The organism is Marinobacter sp. VGCF2001, from assembly GCF_049943275.1.
GTDB lineage: Bacteria > Pseudomonadota > Gammaproteobacteria > Pseudomonadales > Oleiphilaceae > Marinobacter.
Map to the genome: position 1 here is coordinate 17,986 of NZ_JBNFVX010000017.1, position 25,924 is coordinate 43,909.

General features: G+C 58.4%; 23 protein-coding genes. 18 read left to right on the plus strand and 5 right to left on the minus strand.

Features of this window, described 5'->3' with window-relative positions; all coding sequences use genetic code 11:
• Positions 1–23 precede the first annotated feature (23 nt).
• From ACP2AU_RS14300 to pdxJ, 5 genes are read left to right on the plus strand one after another with little or no spacing between them, the layout of a single operon-like run.
• Complete coding sequence (locus ACP2AU_RS14300) at positions 24–413, plus strand: DUF4845 domain-containing protein (RefSeq protein ID WP_426376880.1); 390 nt, start codon at positions 24–26, stop codon at positions 411–413.
• Positions 410–1,099 carry a ribonuclease III gene (gene rnc, locus ACP2AU_RS14305; RefSeq protein ID WP_426376881.1) on the plus strand — a complete coding sequence of 230 codons (690 nt, stop codon included), beginning with the start codon at positions 410–412 and terminating at the stop codon, positions 1,097–1,099. The genes ACP2AU_RS14300 and rnc overlap by 4 nt, the downstream gene beginning before the upstream one ends.
• A complete protein-coding gene (era, locus tag ACP2AU_RS14310; RefSeq protein WP_426376883.1) occupies positions 1,099–2,016 on the plus strand; it encodes a GTPase Era in 918 nt (305 codons plus the stop codon). The genes rnc and era overlap by 1 nt, the downstream gene beginning before the upstream one ends.
• Positions 2,017–2,023: 7 nt before the next feature.
• Positions 2,024–2,764 (plus strand): DNA repair protein RecO, encoded by a 741-nt coding sequence (gene recO / locus ACP2AU_RS14315; protein ID WP_426376885.1) that lies wholly within the window; start codon positions 2,024–2,026, stop codon positions 2,762–2,764.
• The gene (gene pdxJ / locus ACP2AU_RS14320) at positions 2,761–3,495 is read left to right on the plus strand and encodes a pyridoxine 5'-phosphate synthase (RefSeq protein WP_426376887.1); all 735 of its coding nucleotides are present in this window, start codon (positions 2,761–2,763) and stop codon (positions 3,493–3,495) included. The genes recO and pdxJ overlap by 4 nt, the downstream gene beginning before the upstream one ends.
• 7 nt (positions 3,496–3,502) lie before the next feature.
• Here pdxJ and ACP2AU_RS14325 read toward each other — a convergent pair whose 3' ends face one another.
• Entirely contained in the window at positions 3,503–6,373 is a 2,871-nt protein-coding gene (locus ACP2AU_RS14325; protein ID WP_426376888.1) for an ATP-binding protein, read from the minus strand.
• 218 nt (positions 6,374–6,591) lie between these two features.
• Between ACP2AU_RS14325 and cysM the strand changes: the two genes are divergently transcribed.
• The 5 genes from cysM to ACP2AU_RS14350 all read left to right on the plus strand — a co-directional run bounded on the left by cysM (position 6,592) and on the right by ACP2AU_RS14350 (position 12,507).
• Complete coding sequence (cysM, locus tag ACP2AU_RS14330; protein ID WP_426376889.1) at positions 6,592–7,485, plus strand: cysteine synthase CysM; 894 nt, start codon at positions 6,592–6,594, stop codon at positions 7,483–7,485.
• A gap of 27 nt (positions 7,486–7,512) precedes the next feature.
• Positions 7,513–8,862: a 23S rRNA (uracil(1939)-C(5))-methyltransferase RlmD gene (gene rlmD, locus ACP2AU_RS14335; RefSeq protein ID WP_426376891.1), complete on the plus strand. Its 1,350-nt coding sequence runs from the start codon at positions 7,513–7,515 to the stop codon at positions 8,860–8,862.
• A gap of 78 nt (positions 8,863–8,940) precedes the next feature.
• Positions 8,941–11,178 carry a GTP diphosphokinase gene (gene relA, locus ACP2AU_RS14340; RefSeq protein WP_426376893.1) on the plus strand — a complete coding sequence of 746 codons (2,238 nt, stop codon included), beginning with the start codon at positions 8,941–8,943 and terminating at the stop codon, positions 11,176–11,178.
• On the plus strand, positions 11,175–12,017 hold the full coding sequence (gene mazG / locus ACP2AU_RS14345; protein WP_426376894.1) for a nucleoside triphosphate pyrophosphohydrolase: 843 nt from the start codon (positions 11,175–11,177) through the stop codon (positions 12,015–12,017). Before relA ends, mazG begins: the two co-directional genes overlap by 4 nt.
• Positions 12,018–12,162: 145 nt before the next feature.
• Positions 12,163–12,507, plus strand: a complete 345-nt coding sequence (locus tag ACP2AU_RS14350; RefSeq protein WP_426376895.1) for a pilin assembly protein — start codon at positions 12,163–12,165, stop codon at positions 12,505–12,507.
• 65 nt (positions 12,508–12,572) lie between these two features.
• On the opposite strand, the gene ACP2AU_RS14355 is transcribed toward ACP2AU_RS14350, so the two are convergent.
• Complete coding sequence (locus tag ACP2AU_RS14355; RefSeq protein ID WP_426376896.1) at positions 12,573–12,809, minus strand: hypothetical protein; 237 nt, start codon at positions 12,807–12,809, stop codon at positions 12,573–12,575.
• 102 nt (positions 12,810–12,911) lie between these two features.
• On the opposite strand from ACP2AU_RS14355, the gene ppc reads away from it, so the two are divergent.
• From ppc to ACP2AU_RS14385, 6 genes are all read left to right on the plus strand, one after another.
• Complete coding sequence (gene ppc, locus ACP2AU_RS14360; protein ID WP_426376897.1) at positions 12,912–15,557, plus strand: phosphoenolpyruvate carboxylase; 2,646 nt, start codon at positions 12,912–12,914, stop codon at positions 15,555–15,557.
• 59 nt (positions 15,558–15,616) lie between these two features.
• Positions 15,617–16,987, plus strand: coding sequence for an HDOD domain-containing protein (locus ACP2AU_RS14365; RefSeq protein ID WP_426376898.1), 1,371 nt, complete (start codon positions 15,617–15,619; stop codon positions 16,985–16,987).
• Positions 16,988–17,200: 213 nt separating this feature from the next.
• Complete coding sequence (gene adk / locus ACP2AU_RS14370) at positions 17,201–17,854, plus strand: adenylate kinase (RefSeq protein WP_426376899.1); 654 nt, start codon at positions 17,201–17,203, stop codon at positions 17,852–17,854.
• Positions 17,855–17,887: 33 nt separating this feature from the next.
• Positions 17,888–18,589, plus strand: coding sequence for a tRNA (adenosine(37)-N6)-threonylcarbamoyltransferase complex dimerization subunit type 1 TsaB (tsaB, locus tag ACP2AU_RS14375; protein ID WP_426376900.1), 702 nt, complete (start codon positions 17,888–17,890; stop codon positions 18,587–18,589).
• Positions 18,590–18,676: 87 nt separating this feature from the next.
• Positions 18,677–19,060: a UDP pyrophosphate phosphatase gene (locus ACP2AU_RS14380; protein ID WP_426376901.1), complete on the plus strand. Its 384-nt coding sequence runs from the start codon at positions 18,677–18,679 to the stop codon at positions 19,058–19,060.
• Positions 19,060–19,896 carry a class I SAM-dependent methyltransferase gene (locus tag ACP2AU_RS14385; RefSeq protein WP_426376902.1) on the plus strand — a complete coding sequence of 279 codons (837 nt, stop codon included), beginning with the start codon at positions 19,060–19,062 and terminating at the stop codon, positions 19,894–19,896. Before ACP2AU_RS14380 ends, ACP2AU_RS14385 begins: the two co-directional genes overlap by 1 nt.
• 14 nt (positions 19,897–19,910) lie before the next feature.
• On the opposite strand, the gene plsB is transcribed toward ACP2AU_RS14385, so the two are convergent.
• Positions 19,911–22,382, minus strand: coding sequence for a glycerol-3-phosphate 1-O-acyltransferase PlsB (plsB, locus tag ACP2AU_RS14390; RefSeq protein WP_426376903.1), 2,472 nt, complete (start codon positions 22,380–22,382; stop codon positions 19,911–19,913).
• A 139-nt stretch (positions 22,383–22,521) separates the two neighbouring features.
• Here plsB and nudC point away from each other — a divergent pair, with 139 nt between their 5' ends.
• Positions 22,522–23,358 (plus strand): NAD(+) diphosphatase, encoded by an 837-nt coding sequence (nudC, locus tag ACP2AU_RS14395; protein ID WP_426376904.1) that lies wholly within the window; start codon positions 22,522–22,524, stop codon positions 23,356–23,358.
• Complete coding sequence (murI, locus tag ACP2AU_RS14400; protein WP_426376905.1) at positions 23,351–24,202, plus strand: glutamate racemase; 852 nt, start codon at positions 23,351–23,353, stop codon at positions 24,200–24,202. Before nudC ends, murI begins: the two co-directional genes overlap by 8 nt.
• Here murI and ACP2AU_RS14405 read toward each other — a convergent pair.
• A complete protein-coding gene (locus ACP2AU_RS14405) occupies positions 24,180–25,187 on the minus strand; it encodes a DUF2156 domain-containing protein (RefSeq protein WP_426376906.1) in 1,008 nt (335 codons plus the stop codon). The genes murI and ACP2AU_RS14405 overlap by 23 nt on opposite strands.
• 46 nt (positions 25,188–25,233) lie before the next feature.
• Positions 25,234–25,887, minus strand: coding sequence for a class I SAM-dependent methyltransferase (locus ACP2AU_RS14410; RefSeq protein ID WP_426376907.1), 654 nt, complete (start codon positions 25,885–25,887; stop codon positions 25,234–25,236).
• Between the last annotated feature and the right edge of the window lie 37 nt (positions 25,888–25,924).

Genomic DNA, 25,924 nt, shown 5'->3' on the forward strand with positions numbered 1-25,924 from the left:
TGCAGGATCCGGAGTAAGAAACGATGAGAAAACATTACCCCTCAGGCCTGGGTAACCAGCGCGGCGCGGCGCTGACTATGATGATTATGGCGCTGTTTTTTGGTGGGCTGCTGACCCTCGTAATCAAATTGGGGCCGGCCTACGTGGATGACATCACGATTCAGGAAGCTCTTGAAAACCTCGAAGGCAGGGAGGGGTTGTCCAGAATGGGGCCGGCGCAGGTGCGCAGCCTTATTGATAAAAGCCTGAGCGTTAACAGCGTCGACGGTTTTGATCCCAAAAAAAGCATTACGGTTGAAAAAAATGGTGAACTGGTAGTCATCAAAGTTGATTACGAAGTTCGCAACAATATTTTCCGGAACGTGGACACCGTTGTTCACTTCCAGCACGAGTATGAGTTTCAAGGCCAGTGAGTTCACAACCAGATCTTGATCAAGTTCAGCGCCGCATCGGCTACCAGTTCAAAGAGCCGGAGCGGCTGTTGCTGGCACTTACCCACCGCAGCTTTGGCAACCAGAACAACGAACGTCTTGAGTTTTTGGGCGATTCCATCGTTAACATGGTCATAGCCGAGTACCTTTATCTGCATTTCGAAAAAGCCCGGGAAGGGCAGTTAAGCCGGCTCCGGGCCCGTATGGTTAAAGGCGTAACCCTGGCCGAGATCGGCCGTGAGTTTGAGCTGGGCCAGTACCTGAGGCTGGGTTCCGGCGAGCTTAAAAGCGGCGGGTTTCGTCGGGAATCCATTCTGGCCGATGCGGTAGAGTCCATCATCGGTGCCATCTATCTGGACAGTGATTTCCATACCTGCCGTGCGCAGGTGTTACGCTGGTTCGAGCAGCGCCTGGCAAACCTGGATATCCAGGATACTCAGAAAGATCCCAAAACTCGGTTGCAGGAGTATCTGCAATCCCGGCAGTTTCCATTGCCGAATTACGAGGTCATCTCGGTGGATGGCGAGGCTCATAACCAGACGTTTCATGTCTCATGTGCCTTGCCGTCGCTGGACCGCAAAACCACTGGCACTGGCAGCAGTCGTCGTATTGCTGAGCAGCAGGCTGCCCGAAATGCACTCAAGCAACTGGGTGTGGAGAATTCCTGATGACTGATATTACCAGCCCCGACAACCCTGAAAGCCGTTGTGGTTTTGTCGCCATTGTCGGCCGTCCCAACGTCGGCAAGTCCACCCTGTTGAATCATATTCTCGGCCAGAAACTGAGCATTACCTCGCGCAAGCCCCAGACCACCCGGCATCAGGTGCTGGGCATCAAAACCGAGGGGCCGGTGCAGGCAATTTATGTGGATACGCCGGGTATGCACGAGGATGAGCCCCGGGCTCTGAACCGATACATGAACAAGGCGGCGTCTTCCGCACTCATCGATGTGGACGTGGTTGTGTTTGTGGTGGATCAGCTGGCCTGGACCAGTGCCGATGAGATGGTGCTGGAGAAGCTCAAGCGGCTGAAGTGCCCGGTGATACTGGCGGTTAACAAGGTTGATAAGCTTGAGAAACGGGAGCTTTTACTGCCTCACCTCGAGACCCTGTCGAAAAAACGGGAGTTTGCCGAAATGATTCCCCTGTCGGCACTGAGGGAGACCAACCTTGAACCCCTGGAAACGGCGGTTGGCCGTTTCCTGCCGCAGAGCGTTCACTTCTATCCGGACGATCAGGTCACCGATCGCAGCGAGCGCTTCATGGCTGCCGAGATGGTTCGGGAGAAGATCACTCGCCAGTTGGGCGCCGAGTTACCCTATTCTGTTGCGGTAGAGATTGAAGAGTTCAAACATGAAGGCAAAACCCTGCACGTGTCGGCGCTGATTCTGGTTGAGCGGGAAGGCCAGAAAAAGATCATCATTGGCGACAAAGGGGAGCGCCTGCGCAGTATCGGCCAGGAAGCCCGGGTGGATATGGAGCGGATGCTCGGCTCCAAAGTGATGCTCCGGCTCTGGGTTAAGGTTAAACGAGGCTGGGCTGACAGCGACAGGGCCTTGAAAAGCCTGGGTATGAGCGATTTCTGAGGCCGTCATGAAAGGCGCGGTGCAGCAAGAGCCCGCTTATGTGGTCCACCGGCGGCCATGGCGTGAAACCGCGTTGCTGGTGGATTTGTTTACCTTGAACCATGGGCGTATGAGCCTGGTCGCCCGAGGTGCCAATAGCGCCAGGAGCCCGCTTAAGGCCCAGCTGCAGCCGTTTCAGCCGCTGTTGGTAGACTGGACTGGCAAAAGCGACCTGAAGACTCTGGTGCAACTTGAGGTTCGCAGCGCACCCTCGGTCCGGCATTCGCGGGCTTTGTACAGTGGCTTTTACATCAATGAGCTGGTGCAGCGGATTTTGCCGGTAGCAGACCCTTCCCCGGTGTTATTTGCCAGCTATATCGAAACCCTGCAAGCCCTGTCGGACCTGTCGCCCGAGGCGGACGTCGAGCCGCTGTTGAGGGGGTTCGAGCGCGCATTCGCGGCTTCCCTTGGATACGATTTTGCCTGGGATGAAACGACCGACACCGGCCAGCCGGTGGAGGCGGGCAAATTCTATGGCTATGATCCGGTCGAAGGTATTGTCTCCGGCCTGCGACCGGAGCTGCCCTTACGCCAGCTCTCGGGGGAAGCCTTGATAGCATTGGCTGCTGGCGACTTTACCCATGAGCTGCCACGAAAAACCGCCAAGCGGGTCATGCGCGTATTAGTGGATTACCTGTTGCAGGGCAAACCTTTGCACAGTCGCAGTCTGTTCAGTCACTCACATCCGTCATCTGGGAGAACACCATGAATTCCCGAGTCCTGCTTGGAGTCAATATTGATCATGTGGCTACTCTGCGCCAGGCCCGTGGCACCCGCTACCCGGACCCCGTTCAGGCCGCACTGGTTGCGGAAGAGGCCGGCGCAGACGGCATTACCATTCATCCGCGCGAGGATCGTCGCCACATCCAGGATCGCGATGTGCTGCTGCTGCGCGAGGTGTTGCAAACCAAAATGAACCTGGAGATGGCGGTGACCGATGCCATGCTGGCATTCGCTGAACAGGTGCGCCCGGAGTGTGTTTGCCTGGTACCGGAAAAGCGGGAGGAACTCACCACGGAGGGAGGCCTGGATGTCGATGGTCAGGAGGCGCGCGTGGCTAAAGCGTGCGAACGTCTGGCAAAAATCGGTGCCGAAGTGTCTTTGTTCATCGACCCGGACCCGGTTCAGATTGACGCGGCCGTGCGCTGTGGTGCGCCGGTGGTAGAGCTACACACCGGCGACTATGCCGAAGCCCGGGATCCGCAGGCGGCAGACGCTTCTTTCAAGGTACTGACTGATGCCGTTGCCTACGCCCGCAAGAAAGGGCTGGTGGTGAATGCGGGCCATGGCCTGCACTATCACAATACGGAAAGAGTGGCCGCAATTTCCGGTATCAACGAACTCAATATTGGTCATGCCATTATTGCCCGGGCCGTCTTTACCGGGTTGAAAGACGCGGTACGGGACATGAAAGCGATCCTGGGCCAGGCCCGGGACTGATCTGCCGTCAGCTTGTTTCCGGCTGGCGCTGCTGTTCGCGGAACAGTTGCTGCCAGTCGGTCTGCTCGCTCCAGATTTGTAGCCGTTCCATTGCCGAGATGAGTTGATCCTTCAGCAATTCCCGGTCGTTGGCCTCGCATTTCAGCGCCGTTTCCAGGCGGTTGGCGGCTATGCGCAGCTCGGGCACACCACAGTAGCGGGTGGCACCGTGGAGTTTGTGGACACATTCAAGCAAGGCATCCGTCTCCTGGTTTTGCCACAGTGCCTGAACCTGCTCTATGTCGCCGGCCACCTGTTCCAGCAACATACTGAACAATTCCTCGGCGAGGTCGGCTTTGCCCGCGGCCAGCTGAATGCTCTCCTCGACACTCACGCAGTCCTGCTGCATCCGGCGGTTGGACGGCCGCAGCGCCCGGCGGGTATCCCGAACCTCGGAAATCCGGAAGCGGTCACTGACATTGGTGCAATCGTAGCCGGTGTATTCGCGGATCAGCTCCACAAGCTGGCTGCTGCTGATGGGTTTGGGCATGTATCCGTCAAACCCTTGTTGTGCCAGCCGCTCCTGTTCGTCGGCCAGGGCGTGGGCGGTCAGGGCAATAATGGGGGTGTGGTGGGAGCCGGTATCCAGATCGCGAATGCGGGCTGTGGCCTCTACACCATCCATTCCCGGCATTTGCAGATCCATGAAGACCAGATCAAAGGCTTTCTGGCGAACCCTGGTTAGCGCTTCGAAGCCGCTTGAGGCGCCTTCCGCGTCCAGCCGGTAGTCGTTGAGCAGCGTCATCACCAGTTTCAGATTTGCTTCGTTATCATCGACCGCCAGAATTCTCGGGGTCGTGGATGCCTGTTCGTGCCGAACCGGTGAAGCCGGCTCCGATGTGCCGCCAGTTCCCGAGTGGATGCCGTGGATCAGCAGCAGTAGCTCGTCGTAGAGGGCGTCGCGGCACACCGGTTTGGTGAGGTGGCCACTGGCCAGGCCGGACAGGGGGGTATCGTGGGTCTCCAGCGTGGGGGTCAACAACAGGGTGCGGCAATCCCGTTCCACTTCCAGAGAGCGCACCAGATTGCAGTACTGGCTTGAACTCAGCAGGTGCCGGGTAATGCCGATAATGGCCCCGGCGTAGCCCTCCTGGCGGCGCTGGGCTTCCTCCACCTGTTCTTGCAGAGCGCCCGGTGAGGCCACCCGCTCTACCGTAACCCCCCAGTCTCGCAGCAGATGCTCCACGGCAAGCCCGGTCGTTTTCTGATGCTCGAGGTAAATAATCTTTTCGCCCCTGAGAGCGTCTCTCGGGCTTGCAATGTCTCCCTTTGACGAGAGCTCCGGTGTCAGGGTAAACCAGAAAGTGGAGCCTTTACCCAGCTCACTCTCCAGGCCGATTTTGCCGCCCATTTCTTCAACCAGCCGTTTGGAAATGGCCAGACCAAGGCCGGTGCCGCCGTATTGACGGGCAGTCGAAGCATCTGCCTGGCTGAAGGCGTTGAACAGCGACTGTTGCTGGGCCCGTGACAGGCCCACTCCGGAATCGGTAATGCTCAGCCTCAGGGTGACGCGGTTGCGTTCTGCGTCTTCATCTTCAAGGCTGGCCCGCAAGACCACTTCACCGGTCTGGGTAAACTTGATGGCATTGTTGACCAGATTGGTGATGACCTGTTTAACGCGCAGCGGGTCGCCCATGATGTCGTCGGGCACATCGTTGTAAACCAGGGGAACCAGATCGAGGTTCTTGGCGTGAGCCGCGGGCGCCAGCATGACCATGACTTCCTCGACGATATCACGAAGCTGGAAGGGCACCCGGTCGAGGATCAGTTTGCCCGCCTCGATTTTGGAGAAATCGAGAATGTCATTAATGATGGTCAGCAGAATCTCGGAGGACTTGCGGATGGTGTTCAGGTGATCACGTTGCTGGCGGGGCAGGGGGCTTTTCAGCAGCAGTTCGGTAAAGCCGATGATGCCATTCAGCGGTGTCCGGATTTCGTGGGACATATTCGCAAGGAATTCCGATTTGATCCGGCTCGCCTCCAGTGCCTCCTTGCGGGCAAAGTCGAGTTCAATATTCTGGATTTCAATGGTCTCCAGAGTTTCCCGCAAATCTTCGGTGGCCTGGTCAATGTTCTGCTGCATTTCGGCCTGGGCTTTGCTGAGCTCCGAGGCCATGTCGTTGAGGCCTGATTCCAGCTGCTCGAATTCTGGCCCGGCGCTGGTATACACCCGGGTATCCAGTTTGCCTTCCTTGAGTTTGGCCACCGCTTCGTTCAGCTGGAACACCGGGTCGGTAAAGGCCCGGCTCAGGCGCAATGCGATGGCCAGGCTCAGAAGAACACCTCCGATGACCAGCAACAATGAAATCAGGAGCGCTTTGTAGGTCTCTTTTTCGGTGCGTACGTGGGACATTTCCACAGCAACCCAGCCCAGCGGTGCCCGGCGCTCGGCCGCCGATTGTCGGGCGTCAGGATCAAGCATGGTCTCGATCATCAGATCCTGCAGGTGCACAGGCGTGACAAAGCGGGTGCTACTGTTGTGCAATACCTGAATGGGCTGGTCCGGCTCGAGGGAGGCTGTGGCAACGGTCTGGGCACTGCCCGGGCCGGTATGGAGCATCCGTTGCCCGTCATTGTCGTAAAAGGTGATAGAGCGGACGTCCTGTTCTTCCAGCAGGGCATTGGACAGGCTGCTGAGCAGGCTTCTATTGGCTGTGAACAGGCCATACTCGGAACCGGCCGCCAACTGGCGTGACAGGGATTCGCCACGATCCTTCAGGAGGTTTTCGATGTTGTTCACCCAGCTGTAGGTGAAAAACAGCCCGAGTAGCAGGGTGGTGAGCAGGGTAGGGACCAGCGTCACCACCAGCACTTTTTTGCGAATGCCCCAACGTCGCATACGGTGTTCCTGTGAAATTATCTGGTCCGCAGGCCCTGGAAGGCTGCCACGGATACGTCCCTGTCAGCATAGCTGAATGGTGTTGATAGAACGTTGACCCTCGTCCCGGAAACCGGCGGTTATAGCGTCAGGTCATGGCTATAGCGGCAAGCTGTATTGGGACAAGAGGGCCAGAACGCGTATGATTCCAGACCGAAAGTGTATCACAGGGCATCAATATGATTTTCCCCACCATTGAAGATTATGTCGGCCATACTCCCCTGGTGCGTCTGCAGCGTCTGCCCGGTGACACCAGTAATGTCATACTGGCGAAACTGGAGGGAAACAACCCGGCAGGTTCGGTGAAAGACCGGCCTGCCCTCAGCATGATTCAGGAAGCCGAGCGTCGGGGTGAAATCATCCCCGGAGACACGCTGATTGAGGCGACCTCCGGTAATACCGGAATCGCGCTGGCCATGGCGGCGGCCATCAAGGGGTACCGGATGGTGCTTATTATGCCGGACAACCTGAGCGAGGAGCGCCGGGCCTCCATGCGCGCATACGGCGCCGAGGTGGTGAATGTCACCCGTGAGCAGGGCATGGAAGGTGCGCGGGATCTGGCCGTACGAATGGAAGCGGAGGGCAAAGGCAAGGTGCTGGATCAATTCAGTAACCCGGATAACCCATCTGCCCATTATCGCACGACGGGGCCCGAAATCTGGGAGCAAACCAACGGGCGCGTCACCCACTTTGTCAGTTCCATGGGGACCACAGGCACCATTATGGGTGTTTCACGCTACCTCAAAGAGCGTAACCCGGATATCCGCATTATCGGCCTGCAGCCGGAAGACGGGGCCTCCATTCCCGGCATCCGGCGTTGGCCAGAGGCGTACCTGCCGAAAATTTATGACGCCAGTCGGGTGGACAAGGTACTGGATGTGGGGCAACAGGAGGCGGAAGACACCATGCGGGCACTGGCCGAGCGTGAAGGGATTTTCTGCGGTGTCTCCTCGGGCGGCTCGATTGCTGCAGCCCTGAAATTGTCCCGTGAGGTTGAAAACGCCGTGATTGTGGCCATCATCTGCGATCGCGGAGACCGTTACCTGTCTACCGGTGTGTTTCCCGGGGCCTGATTCGCCCCTTCATCAAGAGAAGTGTTTATGAGCAAGCGTCGCCGCAAGGTTCTGCCCAAGGAGCCTGTGCATTGTGAAATTGAAACTCTGAGCCATGATGGCCGTGGTATCGCCAGAGCCGAGGGTAAAACCCAGTTCGTGGATGGCGCCCTGCCAGGTGAAACCGTGATGGCCAAAATGGTTGGTACCCGGAGCCGGTTTGACGAGCTTCGTACCACAGAAGTGCTGAATGCCGCGCCCGAACGCCAGCAACCGCCCTGCGACTTTGCGGACTTGTGCGGGGGTTGTAGCCTGCAGCATATGAGCGCTGACGCCCAGATCCGGTTCAAGGAAAACACCCTGCGCGAGCATTTTGCCCATTTCGGGGGCATTGAACCGGAGCACTGGGTTGCGCCCATGCGTTCGCCGGACAGTCTTGGCTACCGCCGGAAAGCGCGATTGGGCGTTCGCTACGTAAAAGCCCGGGAATCGGTTCTGGTGGGGTTCCGGGAGAAACGGAACAGCTTTTTGACCGACATTGACCGGTGTGTGGTGCTCGACCCCCGTATCGGTGAGCGGATCCAGCCGCTCCGTGAGCTTTTGCATGGCATGGTGGCGTTTGACCGGATTGCCCAGGTTGAGGTGGCCTGTGGCGATGACCTGGCCGCGATGGTGTTCCGGAATATGGATGAGCTGGTGCCGGAGGATCGGGACAAGCTGATTGCTTTCGGGCAGGCACACGATTTGCACATTTATCTGCAGCCCAAAGGGCCGGATACCGTCCACCGGATATGGCCGGAATCCCGTGGTCGGGATGACGAGCGCCTGACGTATCGCATGGATGAGTTTGATCTGACCATGGCCTTCCACCCAATGGACTTTACCCAGGTAAACGCCGGTATCAACCGCGATATGGTTCACCGTGCTGTGGAATGGCTGGATGTGCAACCGGGTGAGAGGGTCCTCGATTTGTTCTGTGGCCTGGGCAACTTTACGCTGCCTCTGGCCCGCAAGGGGGCTCAGGTCGTCGGTGTTGAAGGCGATGAAGCCATGGTGGTTCGCGGCCGGGAAAATGCCCGCCTGAACCAGCTGTCCAACGTCGAATTCTTCGGCGCCGACCTGCACGGCGATTTTACCGGACAAAGCTGGGCGAAAGAGGGGTTCGACAAGATCCTGATTGATCCGCCCCGGTCTGGCGCAGAAGACATTTGCAAGTATCTGACAGCCTTTGGCGCCAACCGCATTGTCTACGTGTCGTGCAATCCGGCAACCCTGGCACGGGATGCCGGGGTGATGGTGCAGAACGGCTATCGGCTGGTGCAGGCAGGTGTGATGGATATGTTCCCCCACACCACGCACGTTGAGTCCATTGCGCTGTTTGAGCGCAAAGCACGCTGATTGCGACTCTGGAACGAATACGAAGGCGGCCAGGATGGCCGCGGGACAAACCGAAAACTTTACGGGTAAAGCTCTGACATGGTGAAAGTTCGGGAAGACTATTCGGTCAGCGGTGATGGCGAGGTCGATATCGACCGCTGTGTCCAGCACATTGCTGAACAGACTCACCTCGAGGATCCGGATCAACTGCGGCGAGCCTGTGAAAGGGCTGCCCTGATTGCTGACCAGGCCTTCCGGGAGGATCGCTTGTGGGCGCCCGGCGCCAGCAGCTTCCAGACGGGGCTGGAAATGGCGCAGGTTCTGGCGGAGCTGCATCTGGATCAGGCCAGTCTGGTGGCGGCAATGCTGTACCGCGCCGTCCGCGAGGAACGGGTGTCGCTGGAAGCGATTCGCAAGGAGTTCGGAGACGAGGTGGCCAGCCTGATCAATGGCGTGCGGCAGATGGCGGCAATTTCATCCATCCACCACCCCCTCAAGGGCAATGTTCTGGGGCAGAGCGAAGGCCAGCTGGATAATGTCCGGAAAATGCTGGTCACCATGATTGACGATGTCCGGGTCGCTCTGCTCAAACTGGCGGAGCGGACCTGCGCAATCCGGGCGGTGAAGGATGCGCCCGACGAAAAGCGAATGCGAGTCGCCCGGGAAGTCTTCGACATCTATGCACCATTGGCGCACCGGCTGGGGATTGGGCACATCAAATGGGAATTGGAAGACCTGTCGTTCCGATACTTGCACAGTTCCGCCTACAAGAAGATCGCCAAGCTGCTGGACGAAAAACGCCTTGACCGTGAGAGCTACATCCGACGGGTGATTGATACCCTGCAGGCTGAACTCAAGGCTTTCGGCATCAAGGCAAACCTGAATGGCCGGGCCAAGCATATCTACAGTATCTGGCGGAAGATGCGGCGCAAAGGCATTGATTTTTCACAGGTGTACGATGTGCGCGCGGTGAGAATTCTGGTGCCTGAGGTTCGGGATTGCTATGCGGCCCTGGGTATTGTGCATACGCTCTGGCGTCATATTCCCAATGAGTTCGACGATTATATCGCCAACCCCAAAGAGAATGGCTACCAGTCATTGCATACGGCGGTGATTGGCCCGGAAGGCAAGGTGATGGAAGTGCAGATCCGCACCCATACCATGCATGAGGAAGCGGAGCTGGGTGTTTGCGCTCACTGGCTCTATAAGGGCACTGACACTCGCAATAAATCCAGTGGCTATGATGCCAAGATTAACTGGCTGCGCCAGGTTCTGGAGTGGCAGGAAGAGTTGGGTGACATTTCCGGGCTGGCGGATCATCTGAAGTCCGACATTGCTTCCGACCGGGTGTACGTGTTTACCCCCGAGGGTCATGTGGTTGATTTGCCTCAGGGGGCCACGCCAGTGGATTTCGCTTACCGGGTGCATACCGAAATCGGCCACGCGTGCCGCGGCGCCAGGGTTAACAGCCGCATTGTGCCGCTCACCTATCCGCTCAAGACCGGCGACCAGATTTTCATACTCACCTCCAACAAGCCGGCGCCGAGCCGTGACTGGCTCAATCCGAGCCTGGGGTACCTCCAGACTTCCCGTGCCCGGGCCAAAGTCACGCACTGGTTCAAGCAGCAGGCCAGGGATCGCAACGTCGTTGATGGTCGAGCCATTCTGGAGGACGAGTTCAAACGGCTGTCACTGTTTGATGTCGGGCTGGAAGAGCTGGCGGCCAAGGTAAACTATCACAGCACTGATGATATGTTTGCCGCGATCGGGGCCGGTGACCTGCGGCCCACGCACGTTGCCAACGTAGCCCAGCAGCTGCTGGAGCCCCGAACCGAACAACTGGATCTCAAGCTGACTCCGGGCCGGAAGAAGCCCTACGATACCGAATCCGACATTCAGATTCTGGGCGTGGGCAAGCTGAAAACCCAGGTGGCCAAATGTTGCAAGCCGCTGCCGGGTGATCCCATTGGCGGCTATATTACGGTTGGCCGCGGGGTTACGGTGCACCGCCAGGATTGCCTGACGTTTCTGAATCTGCAGGAGTTTGAGCCGAACCGTATTATTGAGGTGAACTGGGGAGGACAGCCAGCCGCCGTTTACCCGGTAGACATCGAGGTTGAGGCATACGACCGCTCCGGATTGCTGAGGGATATCACTCAGGTTTTGTCGTCTTCCCGCAGTGATGTGTTGTCGCTGAACACCCTGACCAACAAAGATGAGAATACCGCCACGATGCGGGTGACCGTAGAAATATCGAGCCTGGAGCAGCTGGCCCGACTGCTGGCGCAGATTCGTAATCTGCCGAACATTATCGACGTAAGGCGAAAGCGCGGATGAACTACAGCATCGACGATCTGAAGCACCTGATGGCCAGGCTCCGGGACCCGGACACCGGGTGCCCGTGGGACACCAGGCAGACGTTTTCCAGCATTGTGCCGCATACCATTGAAGAAGCCTACGAAGTGGCGGATGCCATTGCCCAGCAGGATTATCCCCACCTGAAAGACGAGCTCGGAGACTTGCTGTTTCAGGTGATTTTCTATGCCCGAATGGGGGAAGAGGCCGGCCATTTTGAGTTTGAGGGTATCGTTGATCACCTGGTTCGTAAGCTGATCCGCCGGCACCCCCATGTTTTTCCCGAGGGCACGCTGGAGAGTCGGGTTGACCCTGATAATCGCCCCGATGAACGCTGGATCAAGGAAAGCTGGGAGCGCATCAAGGCCGAGGAACGGGCGCAAAAGCCGGCGCTGGACGCTCCGATGAGTCGGCTGGATGGTATTGCCCGGACCCTGCCGGCCATGGCCCGGGCAGAGAAATTGCAGAAACGCGCGGCCCGCCATGGCTTCGATTGGCCCGACATCGCCCCCGTGTTCGATAAGCTGCACGAGGAAATTGATGAACTGAAAGAAGCCTGGCAACTGTCTGTGGCCGGAACCGGAGACCAGGACGCGGTTGAAGACGAATTGGGGGACCTGCTGTTTGTGTGCGTCAACCTGGCACGTTTCCTGAAGGTGAATCCCGAGCAGGCCCTGGAACGAACCAATCACAAGTTTGATGCCCGGTTCCGCGCCATTGAACAGGTGCTGGAACAGGAGGGTCGGAATCTGGACGACGAATCCCTGGAAGCGCTGGATGCCATCTGGCAGAGGGTGAAAGGGGTGGAAAAGAAAACGTGACAGGGAAATGGAAAACGTTGCCGATACGTACAATCCGTTACCAATTTCCCGTCACCGGCCTGACATTCTTCGTCTACACTTTCCGGGACTGAAGCACCAAAAAAGTGCGTTGCGCCATCAAACAAGATGCAGGAGTGAAGGCACCATGAAGATCAAAGATCTGGTCAGGCATTGGGATAAACATGGCCGTGGCAGACTGACCCGGGATGCGAGCCATCTTGCTCTGACAGACCAGCATCATGAGCGTTTGCAGAAACTGTCGGCGATGTATCCCCTCAAATCGACCCAGGATCTGATGCGAGACCTGATCTCAGCGGCCCTGGATGAGCTGGAAACCGGATTCCCTTATGTTCAGGGGGAGAAGGTTGTGGCTTATGACGAGGACGGATTCGAGATTTACGAAGACAAGGGGCTGACCCCGCAGTTTGTTGCCTTGAGCCAGAAACACATCAAAAGGCTGAAAGCGCGGCAACTCGAATCGGTTGCCTGATCTCGGTATGGATCACCATACCCAGACACAATAACGCCGGGCCAAGCCCGGCGTTATTGTTTGGATCAGGTTTTCTTCTGCGCTGCCAGTCGCTCCTTCAGGCTACCTTGGCCGACCAGGTCATCCAGCGCGGCGGCGACCATATCGTTGAGAATGTCGCTCTCGCTGCGGTCGGGGTAGAGTTCCGCCAGCGCCGCAATGCGCGCCGCATCTTCCAGCGGCAGACGCAGGTTGTATTCGTGGCTGCGCTCCTGGGCCTGTTTTTCCTTTTCCCACAGTTCGGGCAGTTCGGTTACTTTCATGTCAGCTCCTGAGCGAAGTGGTTGAAACGTCAATAGACTTTCCGCGTTGCTCCCTAGTATCGTAAGTTTAGATTGTTTCCGTCAATTCAGAAGGAACCTGCCGTGACCGAATTGCATCCGGATCTTCGCGAAAATGTGCGCCTGCTGGGCGATTTGCTGGGCCAGAGTATATTGAGATACCCCGGCCAGGACTGCTACGACCGAATTGAAGAAATCCGGGCGGCCGCCAAAGCCGACCGACGCCAGGAAAGCGGCTCGGGCCAGCGCCTGGTAACACTTCTGGGCCAGTTGAGTGATGATGAGCTGTTGCCGGTCACCCGCGCCTTCAATCAATTTCTCAACCTCGCCAATCTGGCCGAGCAGTATCACGGAATCCGCCGCAATCAGGGGCATCCCTCTGACCTGATGGTGGAATCCCTGGGAGAGGTATTCGAGCGACTGAAATCCGGAGGGGTCGACCCGGAGGCACTGCACCAGAAGGTGGCGGATTTACGGATCGAATTCGTGCTGACCGCGCATCCGACCGAAGTGGCCCGGCGCACCCTGATTCTGAAGTACGATGAAATGTCGGATTGCCTGTCCAGGCTGGACCACGAAGACCTGCTGCCGGGCGAGCGGGAAGAGGTGGTTGACCGCCTGGCACTGCTGATTGCCGAAGCCTGGCATACCGATGAAATTCGCCATCAACGCCCGACGGCAGTGGACGAGGCCAAGTGGGGCTTCGCGGTGATCGAGAACAGCCTGTGGCAGGCGCTGCCAACATTTTTGCGCAGCCTGGATGCCTCGCTGTCCGAGGCGACAGGGCAGGGCTTGCCGCTGCAGGCATCGCCCATTCGGATTGCGTCCTGGATGGGGGGCGATCGCGATGGCAACCCCAATGTCACGCACGAAGTCACCCGGGAAGTCTTTTTACTGGGGCGATGGATGGCGGCGGATCTTTACCTCCGGGATATCCAGGCACTCAGAGCAGAGCTTTCCATGTGGCAGGCCAACGAGGAGTTGCGGGCGCAGGTTGGTGACTCCCGCGAACCTTACCGGCAGGTGTTGGCGGAGTTGCGCGATCGCCTGATCAAAACCCGGGACTGGGCCGAAGCCAGTGTGCGTGGTGAAGCCGCGGACAAAGCCGGCATTCTGTTCGAGAATCAGGACCTGACGGCACCGCTGGAATTGTGCTATCGCTCTCTGGTGGACTGTGGGCTGGAGGCCATTGCCAATGGCCCGCTGCTGGACTCCATTCGCCGGGCCCACACCTTCGGGTTGCCTCTGATCCGGCTGGATATTCGCCAGGAGGCGTCCCGTCACGCCGAGGCGGTGGCGGAAATGGTGGACTACCTGGGGTTGGGCGACTACTCGTCGTGGTCGGAACAGGAGCGCCAGGCGTTTCTGGTCAAGGAGTTGCAGGGGCGGCGCCCCCTGGTGCCCCGTAACTGGCAGCCGTCGGCGCCGGTGCGAGAAGTGCTGGCTACGTGCGAAGTGGTGGCCGGCCAGACTCCGGAGGCTCTGGGCTCTTATGTGATCTCCATGGCCAGTAAACCGTCGGATGTTCTCAGTGTCATACTGCTGCTGAGAGAGGCGGGTATGGCGTTCCCGATGCGGGTGGTGCCGTTGTTCGAAACCCTGGACGACCTTAAAGGTGCGCCAGACAGCATGGCGGCGCTGTACCAGGTGGACTGGTACCGGGAGTACTGTCAGGGGCGCCAGGAGGTGATGATCGGGTATTCCGATTCGTCCAAGGATGCCGGGCAGTTGATGGCCGCCTGGGCCCAGTACCAGGCCCAGGAGAAGCTCACCGAAGTGGCGAGCCGCTATGGCGTGCACCTCACCCTGTTTCATGGTCGGGGGGGTACCGTGGGCCGTGGGGGTGGTCCGGCGAACCGTGCGATCCTCTCCCAGCCCCCGGGTTCGGTAAACGGCAGTTTCCGGATTACCGAGCAGGGCGAGATGATTCGCTTCAAATTTGGCCTGCCTCGCCTGGCCGTTCAAAGTCTGACGCTGTACACCACCGCGGTGATTGAGGCCACGCTGGCGCCGCCCCCCGTGCCCAAGGATGACTGGCGCGAGGTGATGAACTGGCTGACCGAACGTTCACTGCAGTCCTATCGGGAAGTGGTGCGTGAAAATCCGGACTTTGTGCCTTACTTCCGTCAGGTCACGCCTGAAACGGCTCTGGGCAAGCTTGCCCTCGGTAGTCGACCCGCCCGGCGCAAACCCACTGGCGGCGTGGAGAGTCTTCGGGCCATTCCCTGGATCTTTGCCTGGACTCAGATGCGCCTGATGCTGCCGAGCTGGCTGGGAAGTGATGTCGCGCTGGAGGAAGCGGCCAAACATGACCGGCTTCCGGAATTGCGTGAGATGATGCAGGGCTGGCCGTTTTTCCGAACGTATGTGGATATGCTGGAAATGGTCCTGGCCAAGGCCGATCTGCGCATTGCCAGCTATTACGAGCAGACGCTGGTTGAAGACAAGCACCTGCTGGCGCTGGGGCAAGACCTCCGGACGCGATTGCAGGGGTGTATCGAACGGTTGCTGGAGCTCAAGCAGCAGCAGACGCTGCTGGAGCAAGAACCCGTGTTCGCTCATTCCATGAAAGTGCGTAATCCCTACACAGACCCGCTGCACTACCTGCAGGCGGAGCTTCTCAAACGCGACCGCGAGAGCGAGGGGGCAGGCAAGGTTCCGGAAATGGTGGAACGGGCGCTGAAGGTGACCATGGCGGGAATTTCTGCCGGTATGCGTAACACGGGTTAATATGCATAATAGCGCCGGGGCGGGATAGCCCCGGTTCCATTGGACTGAGGAGTAACCCGTTGGCATTGTCGGAGAGGCTATCGCGTTTTCTGGCCCGTAAGGGCATTGGTTTTCAGCATCTGGAGACAGAGCCCGTTGCCAGCCTGGACGCGGCGGTGCTGGCTTCCGGCAAACCCCAGCATCATTTCATCAAAGCAACGTTGTTGATTGATATCAGTGGCGTGGTGATGGCTGTTCACCGCTTTGACAGTGCGCTTGATATCGATGCTGTCCACCAGTTTACCGGGCGACGGCTGCAGCCCCTGACGGCGCGCCAGACCTCACGCCTGTTCGGTGATTGTGATCCGGGTTTCGTGCCGCCAATCGGGGCTGCCTGGGATGTGCCGGTTCTGCTGGATGAAGACCTGGTGATGGCCGAGCGGGTCATCTTTTCCGGCGGCACAGATCATAGTCTTGTGGAAATGGACGGTCGAGCGTTCCGTTTAGCCCAGGCCGGGGCCAGGCAGGGGCATCTGGTCATACGGGGGCAGGGCGCGGAAAACCGTGACGCGCTGACGCTGGAAGATGTGGCGGATAAGCTGCAGAAGTTGTATCGGCTGCCTCCAATGCCGGCGCTGGCACTGCGAATCCTGCGTTTGACGGCCAATTCAGAGGCCACGGCCAAAGAACTGGCCGAGCTGATTGAGTTCGATCCGAGCATGACTGCTCAGATTATGCGGTATGCCCGCTCCGCATTGTTCAATTATCCGGGGCAGATTAATTCTGTTCAGGAGGCCGTTACCCGGGTTCTCGGTTTTGACCGGGTTGCGCACATTGCCCTTGGCATTGCTTCTGTTCGTGCGTTTGATGTTCCGCGCTCGGGTATCCTCGGGATGGACAGTTTCTGGCGTCATTCTCTGTATTGCGCCTTTCTTTGCCAGAGCCTGGCGTCCCACGCCGGCCATGACAAAGGGCTGGCCTACCTGTGTGGATTGCTGCACAACTTTGGCCTGTTGCTGGTAGGGCACCTGTTTCCTTCGGAATTCGAGGAGCTCAATGCGTTGCGGGAGATCAACCCCGAAGCCAGTATGCATTCGCTCGAGCAGGAAGTGTTTGGCCATAGTGAGCGTCAGGATATTCTGGCAGTCGGCCACGGTGCTATTGGCGGTATTTTGCATCGTTTGTGGCAGCTTCCGGAGGCGGTCATCAAGGCGGCGGGTATGCACCAGCACATTGGCTACCAGGGTGAGCATGAGGCGTATGTGCAGATGGTTCAATTGGCCAATGCCCTGCTCAAGGAGCGTGGCATCGGAGACGAATTCAATGCCGATGATATTCCGGCGCTTGTTGAGAGCCTTGGTCTGGGCCCCCACGTGCCGGAGCGTGTGCAGAAGGATATAGACCAGGTTGCCTCGGATCTTGACGTCCTGGCGTCGTCTCTCGCCTCCTGATTTCATCTTGCCGGAACCGGGCAAGGAACCCGTCCGGAAGTTCATGATACAGAGGTCGACTTTCTCTGCCGTGTATGAGTTCGTATAATGCCTCGTCATTTTTCCGCGGGCTCACCGGAAACCGGGTTGGTAATCAACGAGAGGTTGTCGCAAAGGCAAAGGTCTTTGCCATAACTTTTCAAACATAATACTAAGCAATGGGAGCACAACGTTATGCGAATTATCATGTTAGGCGCGCCAGGCGCGGGTAAGGGCACCCAGGCCCAGTTTATTACCGAACGTTTTGAGATCCCCCAGATTTCAACGGGCGATATGCTCCGTGCCGCGGTCAAGGCGGAATCCGAGCTGGGCCTGCAGGTTAAAGAAGTCATGGCGTCCGGTGGTCTGGTGTCAGACGACATCATCATCGCCCTGATCGAAGAGCGTATCCAGCAGCCCGATTGCAAGAACGGGTTCCTGCTCGACGGTTTCCCGCGCACCATTCCCCAGGCCGATGCCCTGAAAAGTCAGGGTATTGCTATCGACTATGTGGTTGAAATCGCGGTTGAGGACGAGGAAATTGTTAGCCGTCTGTCGGGCCGTCGCGTGCACGAGGGTAGTGGCCGTATTTACCACGTTAAATACGATCCTCCCAAGGTGGAAGGCAAAGATGATGAGACCGGCGAGGCCTTGATTCAGCGCGAGGACGACAAGGAAGAAACGGTTCGTAAACGCCTGAAGATTTATCACGAACAGACCGCTCCGTTGGTGGGTTTTTACCAGGATTGGGCGAAAGCTGCGCCGGCAGACGCACCCAAATATGTGCGGGTTGAGGGCGTTGGCAGCCTCGACAGCATTCGTGAACAAATTCTTTCCCAGCTTAAGTAACCGAAACCGGAGCAGCCCCGGAGGCGTCATTCTGTGAAACTTCTTGCACTGGATACCTCATCTGAAGGCTGCTCGGCGGCACTCTGGCTGGATGGCCGTGTTACCGATCGATTCGAGCTGGCCCCGCGGGGGCACACCCGCCTGTTGATGCCGATGGTGCGGGAGCTGCTCGCGGAACAGCAGATCTCTCCCGGAGAACTGGACGCCCTGGCGTTTGCCCGGGGGCCAGGTTCTTTCACCGGTCTGCGGATTGCCACCGGAGTGGTTCAGGGGCTCGCCTGGGGCCTGGGTATTCCGGTGGTGCCGGTATCATCTCTGGCGGCCGTGGCCCTGGCAGCCATCGAAAACCATGCCCTGAAAGATGGCGACTGCGTGGCCGTTACCTTTGATGCCCGAATGGGCGAGGTTTACTGGGGGGCGTTCCGGTGTGAAGCGGGGCTTCCGGTATTACTGGATGAGGAGCGGGTGTGCCCTCCGGCTGCCCTGTCACTGCCCCTGGATACCCATGCTGCCTGGTATGGGGCCGGGAAGGGATGGACTCTGCAGGACCAGATGCCCCCTGAGCTTGTTGAGCGCCTGACGGTGATCGACGATTCTCTGGTGCCATCGGCGGCACAGGTGGCCAAGCTGGCCGACCAGGATATGGCCCGGGGATTGTCTGTACCGGCGGAGCAGGCCCAGCCAGTCTATATCCGGGATGAGGTGACCTGGAAAAAGTTGCCGGGCCGGGCGTAAGACAGGTCCCGCAACACGGTCTTTGCATTCTCCGGACGATCCCCCATAATACCGTGACGATACTGATTTTCACTTCGGCGGTGCGTTATGATCGGCGGCATCAATCCTTCAAATCCTTCGCTGTACCAGGCTGGCAATAACTCGCAGGCCAGGGAGCGCACGGATGTGTCCCGCACGCCGGCATCCGATCCCCAGGCATTGGCCGCGGGAGACGTTCGGAGGCAACTCGACGCGCCCGGTCAGGGGCGTGACACGGCCCCTGGGAATTCCCCGCAGACGGCTACCCCGGAGCTGGAAAGCCGCCGGGTGGATGCCAGGCGCGCTGCTGAAGATGTCCGTCTGGAGCGCTTCCGTGCTGATGAAGTGCCGCTCCCTGCCGCCAAAGCCCTGTCTACGTTCGCCGGAGTTGCCGCTGCCGGGCAGGAATTTGACAGTGGCTCTGTCTTGTCCGGGATTGATATTCTGGTCTGATGTCTACCCCTCCTTCGCCTTCCGGTTGCCCGAATGATTCTCCGTTTCGCCAGATTGTGGCCGTTGCCCATAGTCCGTTGGCCGAGCCCGGCGCAGCCCGAGCACTGGCTTCGGAGCTGGGCCTGGACTGGTTGGGAGTGGTTAAGCCCAGGCAGGTTCGTGATTATGGGCTGCTACTGTTTCTTGACGAGGCCGGGCTGGCGTTACAGCAGACGGGCAAGGGGGCGCCGGGGCCGGTCCGGGCCGAATTTGTCAGTGGCAAGATGGGCTATCGGCGAGAGCATGGCGGGGGTGCCGGCCAACTGGTCGCGCGTGCCGTCGGCTTGCAGAAGACGCGTTCCCGGCTGCGGGTGCTGGATGCGACGGCGGGCCTTGGGCAGGATGCTTTCGTGCTGGCGTCTCTGGGCTGCCAGGTGACTTTGTTCGAACGTAACCCCGTGATTCATGCCCTGCTGGCAGATGGCCTCTATCGGGCGGGCCTGAATGAGGCTTGCGCTCCGATTGTTGCAGGTATGACGCTCAAGGCCGGCAATTCCCTGGAATGGATGACCCGGGCCGGGCCGGAGGCCGTTGATGTGGTTTATCTCGACCCCATGTTTCCACATCGTGACAAGTCTGCTCTGGTGAAAAAGGAAATGCAGCTGTTCCGTCAGGTGGTCGGCGATGATGACGATGCCAGCCAGTTGTTGGAGGCGGCGCTTGCCTGTGCACGGTACCGTGTAGTGGTGAAGCGCCCCCGCAAAGCCCCCGCCGTCGCCGGGCCAGAGCCGGCGACAAGGGTGGAGGGCAAAAGCAGCCGGTACGACATTTATCCGATCCGTGCGCTGCCAGCCTGAGGCGCAGTTCCGGCTCAGGCGTCGAGCATGGTCACTTGCTGAATGGCCTGGCGCTTCTCCACACTCAGCACCAGGCGGGCATCTTCAGCGACCTCATCAAGACCTTCGCCATAGCAAAGCCGGCCATCCTCATCGGTAATCAGCACGCCATCTTTCTGCATATTGGCGATGAAATTCCGGAACAGCGTTTTATCGAAAAACTCCGGCGCGTTCAACCCGAACAGGATCGACATACGCTCTGCCAGCAGAGTGCTTTGCTCTTCCAGTTCCGCCGCCGTGAGGTTGCCGGAGCCGTATTTTCTCAGAATGCCCAGAGTGATGTGATAGCGTTCGAGCGTCTGGATGATAAAGCGCGACAGAATCCGCGCCCGAAGCATGGCTTCGGTGCCTTCCTCGGGGCGGCTCAGGCGGTTGTCGTCCAGCTTTATCAGCAAGCCCTGATCCACCAGGATGTCGATCCAGTGATTGATCACCGAGCCCACTTTTTCCTGGCTGTACTGGAGAAATAATTCCGACTGCAGATACGGGTAGGCCACGCTGGCAAGAAAGACGACCTTTTCGCGGCTCAGACTGGTTTTGTTCTCGAACAGGCTGGCAATCAGCGCCGGCAAGGCAAACAGATGCTGAATGTTGTTCCGGTAGTAAGTCATCAGGGTCGCGTTTGCGCCTTCCAGCGCGATGATGTCGCCCAGCTTCTGGGGCTGCCGGGCTATCAGGCCCATATTCTCACAGTAGGCAATCCAGTCCTTGCCGCTGCCTTCCGGCAGGGTGACGGTGCTGGCGTACGGGTATGCGCGGAGCAGATCCGCGTACTGGTCGAGAAGGCGGATCAGTTGCCCTTCGTCCATCGCCAACCGTTCAGTGCCCAGTAGCACGGTGGCGGTCATGCCAATCGGATTGACGGCCACCGCAGCGTTAATGTTGCTGGCCACACGCTGGGCCAGACCGTCAACGACACGGTTCAGCCAGGCGGGGCGATATTCGGCATCGTAGGCCTCCTGGCGCCAGCTGTCGTGAACTTCATCCAGAACCTTGTCGAGATGTATCGGTTCACCGAAGTTCACCGCTACACGGCCGAACGAATTGGTGAGTTTCCGGGCCGTTCTGGCCAGCCCGAACACGCTTTCTTTCTGTTTCTTTTTGCCCCGCAATTCACCAAGGTAGGAACGGCCTTCCATAACCTTTTCGTAGCCGATGTAAACGGGAACAAAGACTATGGGCTTGCGATGGTCTCTCAGGAAGCTGCGCACGGTCATCGACAACATACCCGGTCGTGGCTGCAGCATACGGCCCGTGCGGGAGCGGCCGCCCTCTACAAAGTACTCCACCGAATAGCCCCGGGTGAACATGACATGCATATATTCATTGAAGACGGTGGCGTACAAAGGGTTATCCCGAAAGCTTCGGCGCATGAAAAATGCCCCGCCACGGCGCAATATCGGGCCGACCACCGGCATATTCAGGTTTATGCCTGCGGCGATGTGCGGGGGCATCAGGCCGTTTTTGTATAGCACGTAGGACAGCAGCAGGTAGTCGATGTGCGAGCGGTGACAGGGTACATAGACAACCGCATTGTCCTGAGCCGCTTCTTTTGCGACCTGGATATTGTTGACTGCGATGCCGTTGTAAATCCGGTTCCAGAGCCAGGCCAGAGCCAGTTCGAGAAAGCGGATCGTGACAATGGACATACTGGCGGCAATTTCATCCGCGTACTTGAATGCTCTGGCACGGACTTTCTCCGGGGGGATATCGTCCTTGGCTGCCGTTTCGCGGATAGCGTCCTTCACGGCCGGGGTTCGCACCAGGCCACCCACCAGGGTTCTGCGGTGCGACAAATCCGGGCCCAGCACAGCCTGGCGTACCCGGCGAAAGTGGGTTCTCAGAATGCGGGCAAGTTTCCGGTTGGCTTTTTGTTCGTTGTCACGGTACTCGTCCACCACCTGCTTCAGGGACAGTGGTTGGTTGAACTGCACGTAGGTATTGCGACCGTGCACCAGAATGATCAGAAACTTCTGCAGCCGGCCGGCCACTGACCAGGTGTCAGACAGCAGCAGCTTGACCAGAGATTTTTCTTTGTCCGGGGACCGCCCCCAGAACAACGACACCGGGACAATCTGAACGTCCTGCTCCGGATGCTCAAGCCCGAAGTGGACCAGATCAGTAAATTCCCGGGTGGGTACCGGTTTTTGCCGGCCGCCACGAAACAGGCCGCCGATGCGCTTGTAGAGAAAGAAAAAAGAATGTGAGGGGCCATTTTTTACCGGTAGCGAATCAACCGCGCCAGGCAGTCGGGCCCGGATGACTTCCTGTTCCAGAACCAGGCGGCTGGACAGAGAACTGTATTGAAGCACGTAACAGACCGGCTTCTCCGGGTCCAACCCGAGGGCTTCCAGGGTGTTGCCACTGACATCCGTTCTGACCCACAAAAACAGGATCTTTCGGAAAAGTGACAGGATCAGGCTGCGAATGCCCTGATAAAGTCGCATAAATGGTTACTCCGGTCCTGGAAACAGGCGCCAAGTTTAACGGGTTGGAGCGGTAGCGGAAAGTCGTGCGGTGATTCTTCGTGGTGAATGTGATGTGATACATTGCCGAACGGGCACTAACCGGATGAAAAGGCAAAGCATGGCAGATCTCACTACTCAATGGATACCGGGCTGGAGCGAGTCGGCTCCGGGTGACGGCGATCTGTTACTGGCGTTCTCGGGCAACGGTATTCTGAAACCGGCCGATGACTGGTTTCTTCGCTGGGGTGGCCCTGAAATGGGGGGGAGTCGTCCGGAAGCACTGGCGTTGGGTAGCTGGGAGGGGCAGCCGCTGTTTGTCACCATGCTGCCGGATACGGGCTTGCCGGGTATGCAGACGTTGTCTCTGCGCGAAGCCATGCTGGAATCCGAGGATGCCCCGGTGGATCTTCTCAGTACCGGTTTCCAGGTCCTGCAGTGGTGGCAAGACCACCGATACTGCGGCCGCTGCGGCGAGCGCACAGCCCCCCATCCCCGTGAGCGCGCGCGCTGGTGCGGCCGCTGCAGTGTCCCTTGGTACCCGCGTATTGCCCCGTGCATCATCACGGTAATTCGCCATCATGATCGTTTCCTGTTGGCCAAATCGTCCCGGGTTACCCGTAATTTCTACAGTCTGATTGCTGGCTTTGTTGAGCCCGGTGAGAGCCTTGAACAGGCTGTCGTGCGCGAGGTTCTGGAAGAGACTGGTCTGGCAGTCACCAATGTCCGTTACCAGAACTCGCAACCCTGGCCGTTTCCCCATCAGCTGATGATGGGATTCTTTGCCGATTATGCCGGTGGAGAGCTTTGTCTGCAGGAAGATGAGTTGTCGGATGCCGGATGGTTTTCTGTGGAGGAACATCCACCGATCCCACCGGAGACCACGATCGCTGGCCGGCTGATTGCCAGCATGAAGGCTGAAATCCTGGAAGGTCAGGGCGCGGTTGGTCATGACTGAGCACCGGGTTCGCCCCCGAGTGCTGGTGTTTGATTCCGGCGTTGGGGGCCTCAGCGTTGCGGGCAGTATTCACAAGGCCCTGCCCGGGGCGGAGCTTGTTTACGTGGCGGATAATGCGGGGCTTCCCTACGGCGATAAAACTGAACAGGTGGTGGTTGAGCGCTGTTGCTGGTTGATTCGTGAGAGCCTTGGCCGACGGCCCTGTGATGTTGTGGTGGTGGCCTGTAATACCGCCAGCACTGTTGTCTTGCCTGCATTGCGAGCGGTATCCGACATTCCGGTGGTTGGCGTGGTGCCAGCGATCAAACCGGCCGCGGCCTGTTCCGGCAACCGGCGAATGGGGGTGCTGGCAACGCCCGCAACCGTCAAACGTGCTTACCTCGATGACCTGATCCGGACCTTCGCCGCGGATTGCGAGGTGGTTCGATTGGGACATCCGGACCTGGTGCGCTGGGCTGAAGACCTGGTGGCAGGGCGCGCCCCGGATCAGGCACGGGTGAACCTTGCCCTGGCCCCTTTGCGAGACGCTGGTGTGGACACGGTGGTACTCGGTTGCACCCATTACCCGTTGCTTGTGCCCTGGTTGCGCAAGGCGTTGCCAGAAGTGGTGAACTGGGTTGAGTCGGGCGATGCCATCGCCCGTCGGGTGGCTTACTGGCTTGAGCAGTCCGGGCAATTGGCCGAGGGGCAGGCATTGCCCCCGAAGACCGAAGCGGTGGTTATCAACGCCTGTTTTACCGGCGATGCGCCATCAGACCTTGTCCCCTTTATGTCGGCTATGGGTATCCCGGTGGGTGACATTGCAGGCCATTGGCCCGGCACTACAGCAGCCGGGTCAGTTTGAACATGGCGAGGAATTCCAGCGCCGGTATTGCCCGTTTATGGCAGCAGTAGGTTTTGAAACCCTCCCCCCTGAAGCGCGATTTGGTGAACTCCAGTCCTTTGAAGTTGTATAGGAAATTACCCCTTTCATAAATGCCATGGAGCAGGGTTTTGAGGAGCCGGCTTTCCTGGTGCTCGGTGCTTTTGTCGAGGGAGAGCGGTATGAGACCCAGATCCAGAAACGGTACGCCTTCGGCTTTGAATGTGTCCATGGCGTGTGCCATCAGGGTGTAGAAAATGCCCTGCCGGAAGTCGGCGTTTGCCCGGGAAATGTTGGGGACGTAACTGATGATTTCGTTGTTTCGGTATACCGGGTCAAAGTAGATAAAGCCAACGGCCTTGCCGTCCTGGTAAGCATAGAAATGTCGCTCATTTTCACGATAATCCATTTCCATCGGGCGAATCAGAAACCGGATTTCGTTGCTCTTGCACTTGCGTGTGCGAATCCAGGCTTCGGATATTTCACGGGTGTGGTCATCGCTGAAGCGTTCCTTTACCGTAATGCCGTTCTTCTCCGCCTGGTTCAGGGCCGTTCTCAGAATCTGTTTCTTCTTGCCACTGAGGGACCACTTGCCCAGGTTGATGCGGGACTCGCTGCCGAACTGGGTGCCGTAAAGCCCGAACCGCAGGTGCAGGAAATCCACCACCGGCTTGGATACCTGGATGTAGCAGGCATTCGGGAATCTCTGGTGAAACCGTTCAAGAACGACGGGGAAGTCCTCGGGCGCGCAAACCGGGTCTGACAGTACAAATGTGCCTCCCCATTTGCGCATATAGGCGATGTAGCCGCGGCCTTCCACGTCGAAGTACTGCATACCCGGTTGCAGGGTAGAGAAGGACTGTGAGTGGGTTCCGTATTGCTTGAGATAGTTTACCCGCTCAGAGAAGGAGAACTGCCCGTCGGCGACTCCCTGGGTACGGTCCAGTGCAAGAATCTGGTCTGACATGATGACGCTCCCGATAACCTTTTGTTTTTGTGTGGTGTCAGGGGGTTCAGGCCTGCTTGCGGCCGAGAATGGACCAGTAGCAGTTCATGTTCAGAAGCGTGAAATGCTTCTTCTCTGTTACCTGGAGCCCGAGCCGCTGCATATGTTCGGGGTAGTTATAAATTTTGTGGAATGCGTTGTTGGCAAACAACCAGAAGGTGAACACCGCCATGTACCAGTAGAGCTTCTTGAACATCCGGGAGAGCGGGTTGCCGGTGGGGTAGCAGAAATCCCCTACAACAACGCGGGCATCGGCTTTGCCGAGGCGGATCAGGTGTTCCAGTACCTTCACCATCATGTCTTCATCAAAAACGTTCAGGAAGAAATTGGCGACGATCATGTCGTAGTGTTCGAACTCGTCGACCTTCATGATGTCGCTGTGGATGCGACGAATCGTGAGATGCGGAGCCTCTTTCTGTTGGGCGTCGGCGAACTTTCGAAGCATGGTTTCGGACAGGTCAACGACCGTGACGTCGGCTCCGAGTTCCGCGGCCCGAATGGCATCCCGGCCATGGCCGACACCGGCGAAGAGAATCCGGTCGCCGGGCTTCACGGTTTCCACATCCAGCATGGCGGTCTTGCAGCGATGGATGTTCTTGCCGCTGTAGAGGTTGCTGAGAAAATCGTAGACGGGGCCAATGTACTTGTACTTGTCGCGCATGATGACTGCTGCCTTCTTCTTGTTGTTACCCGATTGT

Bases quoted from the DNA above. Each gene is read 5' to 3' on its own strand.
- ACP2AU_RS14300 (WP_426376880.1), top strand. From the start codon at position 24: ATGAGAAAACATTACCCCTCAGGCCTGGGTAACCAGCGCGGCGCGGCG.
- era (WP_426376883.1), top strand. From the start codon at position 1,099: ATGACTGATATTACCAGCCCCGACAACCCTGAAAGCCGTTGTGGTTTT.
- recO (WP_426376885.1), top strand. From the start codon at position 2,024: ATGAAAGGCGCGGTGCAGCAAGAGCCCGCTTATGTGGTCCACCGGCGG.
- pdxJ (WP_426376887.1), top strand. From the start codon at position 2,761: ATGAATTCCCGAGTCCTGCTTGGAGTCAATATTGATCATGTGGCTACT.
- ACP2AU_RS14325 (WP_426376888.1), bottom strand. From the start codon at position 6,373: ATGCGACGTTGGGGCATTCGCAAAAAAGTGCTGGTGGTGACGCTGGTC.
- cysM (WP_426376889.1), top strand. From the start codon at position 6,592: ATGATTTTCCCCACCATTGAAGATTATGTCGGCCATACTCCCCTGGTG.
- rlmD (WP_426376891.1), top strand. From the start codon at position 7,513: ATGAGCAAGCGTCGCCGCAAGGTTCTGCCCAAGGAGCCTGTGCATTGT.
- relA (WP_426376893.1), top strand. From the start codon at position 8,941: ATGGTGAAAGTTCGGGAAGACTATTCGGTCAGCGGTGATGGCGAGGTC.
- mazG (WP_426376894.1), top strand. From the start codon at position 11,175: ATGAACTACAGCATCGACGATCTGAAGCACCTGATGGCCAGGCTCCGG.
- ACP2AU_RS14350 (WP_426376895.1), top strand. From the start codon at position 12,163: ATGAAGATCAAAGATCTGGTCAGGCATTGGGATAAACATGGCCGTGGC.
- ACP2AU_RS14355 (WP_426376896.1), bottom strand. From the start codon at position 12,809: ATGAAAGTAACCGAACTGCCCGAACTGTGGGAAAAGGAAAAACAGGCC.
- adk (WP_426376899.1), top strand. From the start codon at position 17,201: ATGCGAATTATCATGTTAGGCGCGCCAGGCGCGGGTAAGGGCACCCAG.
- ACP2AU_RS14380 (WP_426376901.1), top strand. From the start codon at position 18,677: ATGATCGGCGGCATCAATCCTTCAAATCCTTCGCTGTACCAGGCTGGC.
- ACP2AU_RS14385 (WP_426376902.1), top strand. From the start codon at position 19,060: ATGTCTACCCCTCCTTCGCCTTCCGGTTGCCCGAATGATTCTCCGTTT.
- plsB (WP_426376903.1), bottom strand. From the start codon at position 22,382: ATGCGACTTTATCAGGGCATTCGCAGCCTGATCCTGTCACTTTTCCGA.
- nudC (WP_426376904.1), top strand. From the start codon at position 22,522: ATGGCAGATCTCACTACTCAATGGATACCGGGCTGGAGCGAGTCGGCT.
- murI (WP_426376905.1), top strand. From the start codon at position 23,351: ATGACTGAGCACCGGGTTCGCCCCCGAGTGCTGGTGTTTGATTCCGGC.
- ACP2AU_RS14405 (WP_426376906.1), bottom strand. From the start codon at position 25,187: ATGTCAGACCAGATTCTTGCACTGGACCGTACCCAGGGAGTCGCCGAC.
- ACP2AU_RS14410 (WP_426376907.1), bottom strand. From the start codon at position 25,887: ATGCGCGACAAGTACAAGTACATTGGCCCCGTCTACGATTTTCTCAGC.